The organism is Brevundimonas sp., assembly GCF_013823285.1.
Lineage (GTDB): Bacteria > Pseudomonadota > Alphaproteobacteria > Caulobacterales > Caulobacteraceae > Brevundimonas.
On the sequence record NZ_PNLV01000169.1, the window covers coordinates 1 to 3,239 of the forward strand.

Annotated in this window: 3 protein-coding genes and 1 riboswitch; of the genes, 1 reads left to right on the forward strand and 2 read right to left on the reverse strand. The window is 71.2% G+C overall.

The annotated features are described in order from the left end of the window. Window positions 1–318 (forward strand): hypothetical protein (locus C0461_RS13980; protein ID WP_292107868.1); only part of this gene is annotated, 318 nt, incomplete at its 5' end. A 458-nt stretch (window positions 319–776) separates the two neighbouring features. Here C0461_RS13980 and metB read toward each other — a convergent pair. Together metB and C0461_RS13990 are read right to left on the reverse strand one after the other, a co-directional pair. Continuing rightward, window positions 777–1,970 (reverse strand): cystathionine gamma-synthase, encoded by a 1,194-nt coding sequence (gene metB / locus C0461_RS13985; protein WP_292107869.1) that lies wholly within the window; start codon window positions 1,968–1,970, stop codon window positions 777–779. Continuing rightward, window positions 1,967–3,013: a homoserine O-succinyltransferase gene (locus C0461_RS13990; RefSeq protein WP_292107870.1), complete on the reverse strand. Its 1,047-nt coding sequence runs from the start codon at window positions 3,011–3,013 to the stop codon at window positions 1,967–1,969. The genes metB and C0461_RS13990 overlap by 4 nt, the downstream gene beginning before the upstream one ends. 79 nt (window positions 3,014–3,092) lie before the next feature. Next, window positions 3,093–3,204: riboswitch (SAM riboswitch) on the reverse strand. Between the last annotated feature and the right edge of the window lie 35 nt (window positions 3,205–3,239).

Sequence of the window (3,239 nt, forward strand, 5' to 3'; positions counted from 1 at the left end):
GCCGAAGCGGCGGCCGACAGCGCCGTCACCGCCCCGCCCGAAGCGTCATCCGATGATCAGAATGTTGCACCCCCGTTGCACTGTTTTTCAGCCCCGGAGTCTCACGCGCCGCCCCCGGCCGACGACGACCCCATCGACGCCCCCGCCACCGCCGCTGAAGCCGCCGCGCCCATCTCCACAAGCGATCTCGCCCGCCTCGCCGCCGGGCTCGCCGCCGTGGCGCAGCAGATCGAACAGGCCGTCCACGACGAGGCCGTGAGACTCCCGTTGCACTGTTTTTCGCCGCCGGAGTCTCACCACCCGGGACAGGGGCCGTGACCCCATCAAACCCGTCACCCTCCGGCTTGACCGGAGGGTCCAGACGCTCCGTCAGGGCCGGCATACGCACAATCGCCTGTGAATCTGGATTCCCCGGCCAAGCCGGGGAATGACGGGGGGTGGGGCTGCGCCCTACGCCCTCCCCGAGGGCCCGTGAGACTCCCTTGCACTGTTTTTCGCGCCGGGAGTCTCACCGCCGTCAGCGCAGGACGAGCCCCTTGTCATCCCGGAAACGCCGCAAGGCGTTATCCGGGACGGGACGGCCCCAAATCTCCACGGCCCGGACGGCGCAGCGCGACGATCCGGGCCAAGGGGTCCGCCGCCCTTCGCCCGGACCAGCCTCGCGGCTGTCCGGGCGGCGGATCAGCGCGTCCGACCCGTCCCGGCTCTCCGCTGCGCTCCGGCCGGGATGACAAAAAAGGGGGGCTCTCCGCTGCACTCCGGCCGCGCCCCCGCCCTCAGGCCGCCGCCCGCTCCGACGTGGCGACCGACACCGCCTCAAGGGCCCGCGACAGGTCGGCGATCAGGTCGTCCTGATGCTCCAGCCCCACCGACAGGCGCAGCAGGCCCTCGGTGATGCCCGCGGTCTGCCGCGCTTCGGGCGTCATGGCGGCGTGGGTCATGGTGGCCGGGTGGGCGATCAGGCTTTCTACGCCGCCCAGGGACTCGGCCAGGGTGAAGATTTCCAGCCCCTCGACGAGGGCGCGGACCGCCTCAACGTCGCCGTTCAGCTCGAACGACAGCATGGCGCCGGGGCCGGTCTGCTGGCGCGCGGCCAGGGCATGGCCGGGGTGGGATTTCAGGCCGGGCCAGTGGACGGCCTTCACCGCCGGATGGGCCTCCAGGAAGTGGGCCGCCACGCCGGCGGTGGCCTGCTGCCGCTCGATGCGGGCGAACAGGGTGCGCACCCCGCGCAGGGTCAGATAGGCGTCGAACGGCGAGCCCGTCACCCCGGTGCAGTTGGCCCACCAGCACAGGGCCTCGTGGTCCGCCGGGTCGGCCGCGATCACCGCCCCGCCCACCACGTCCGAGTGGCCGTTGATGTATTTGGTGGTGGAGTGGACCACGAAGTCGGCGCCCAGCTTGATGGGCTGTTGCAGGGCCGGCGACAGGAAGGTGTTGTCGGCCACCACCTTGGCCCCGGCGGCGTGGGCGCGACGGCAGATGTCGGCCACGTCCACCACCCGCATCAGGGGGTTGGAGGGCGTCTCCACGAACACCAGCTTCGGCTTCAGGGCCAGGGCCCGCTCCAGCGCCTCGGGGTCGCCCTGGTCGACGAAGGCCACCTCGAAATGGCCCTTGCGGGCGCGGGCGCACAGCAGGCGGTGGGTGCCGCCGTAACAGTCGTGGGGGGCGATGAGCAGGTCGCCGGGCTCCAGCGAGCAGAAGGCCAGATCCACCGCCGCCATGCCGGTGGAGACCACCACGGCGCCCGCGCCGCCTTCCAGCTCGGCCAGGGTTTCGGCCAGCACGTCGCGGGTCGGATTGCCCGAGCGGCTGTAGTCGTACTGCCGCTTCTGGTCGAACCCGGCGAAGGAGTAGTTGGACGACAGATACAGCGGCGGCATGACCGCGCCGTGCGCCGAATCCTGATCGACGCCGGTGCGCGCGGCGATGGTGCGGGGGTCGGCGGGGCGGTGGGAAGCGGTCATTGATCGATGTCTTTCAGGGCGGTGGTCAGCACGTCGGCCACGAAGGCGTCTTCCTTGAGGAAGGCGTCGTGGCCGTAGAGGGAGGGGGCCTCCACGAGGCGGAACAGGTTGGGCAGCCGCGCGGCCAGCTCGCGCATGTCGTCGATGGGGACGAGGCGGTCGCTGGTGAAGCCGATCAGGGTGGCGGGCGTGGTGATCGCCTCGGGCGTCACGGCGTGGCGGTCGATGGAGTCCGACAGGGTCAGCCAGCGCGAGGCGGTCATCACCGCCGGATAGGCCCGGCCCCGCGCGCCCAGATAGTCGCACACCGGATAACGGCCCCCGGCGCGCTCGGGCGCCACGGTGTCGAAGCGGGCGTCCAGCTCCTCGGGCGTGCGGTAGGTGGTCATGGACAGCTCGCGCGCCAGGGCCACCCCGTCCTCGGGGCGTCCGGCCTCCACGGCCAGCTGCAGGATGCGGCGCTGGACCCCGCGCCAGGCGGTGGCCAGGGGGTGGGGGCGGTGGGCGGCGGAGATCACCACCAGCTGGCCCAGCCGCTCGGGAAAGGCTTCGGCGAAGGCCAGCCCCACCATGCCGCCGTAGGAGCAGCCCACAAAGGCGGCGGCGCTGGGCGCCTCCAGATGGTCCAGCAGCACCGCCAGCAGCCTGGCCTGATCGCCGGTGGTGACGGTCAGGGGCGTGGCGGGCGCGGTGGGGCCGTCGGGGGCGAAGTCGAAGGCCAGAACCTGGAAGCGGTCCAGGTCGATGGGCCCGCCCGCCGTCACGGCGCCGGACCACCAGCCCGAGCCGTTGGTCTCGGTGCGGTTCACGAACCGGCCGCTGGAGATGCCGCCGGCTACGATCACCAGCGGTGCGTCGGGGCGGCCCTGCAGGCGGGCGCGGATCACCGGATCGGTCAGGGCTTCGCCGGACGCCAGCCGGAAATCGGCGGGAATGGGAACGATGATGTCGCGCGCAGGCAGGATCGGCGCAAAGGATTTGCGCGCGGGTCGACACACGGGGTCGGTGTCGAGGATCGTCTTTTCGGCCAGGGCGGTGGTCATGGTCTCGGTCGTCTCGCAATCGTCCCGCTCATCGAGACTGCTGCTGACAGACCGTGGAACCCCAATAGAACGGGGCTTCCACTCATCTCTCGCGAACCCGAAGGCTCTCGCAGGAGTTGGCACCTTTCGGGCGAAAGCCCGAGGTTGCCCCGGCGTCAAAGGGCCTATCCCTCGACCGGTCTTGATGAGCCCGGAAATCCTGCGGAAAGCTCACACGTTCGTCAAG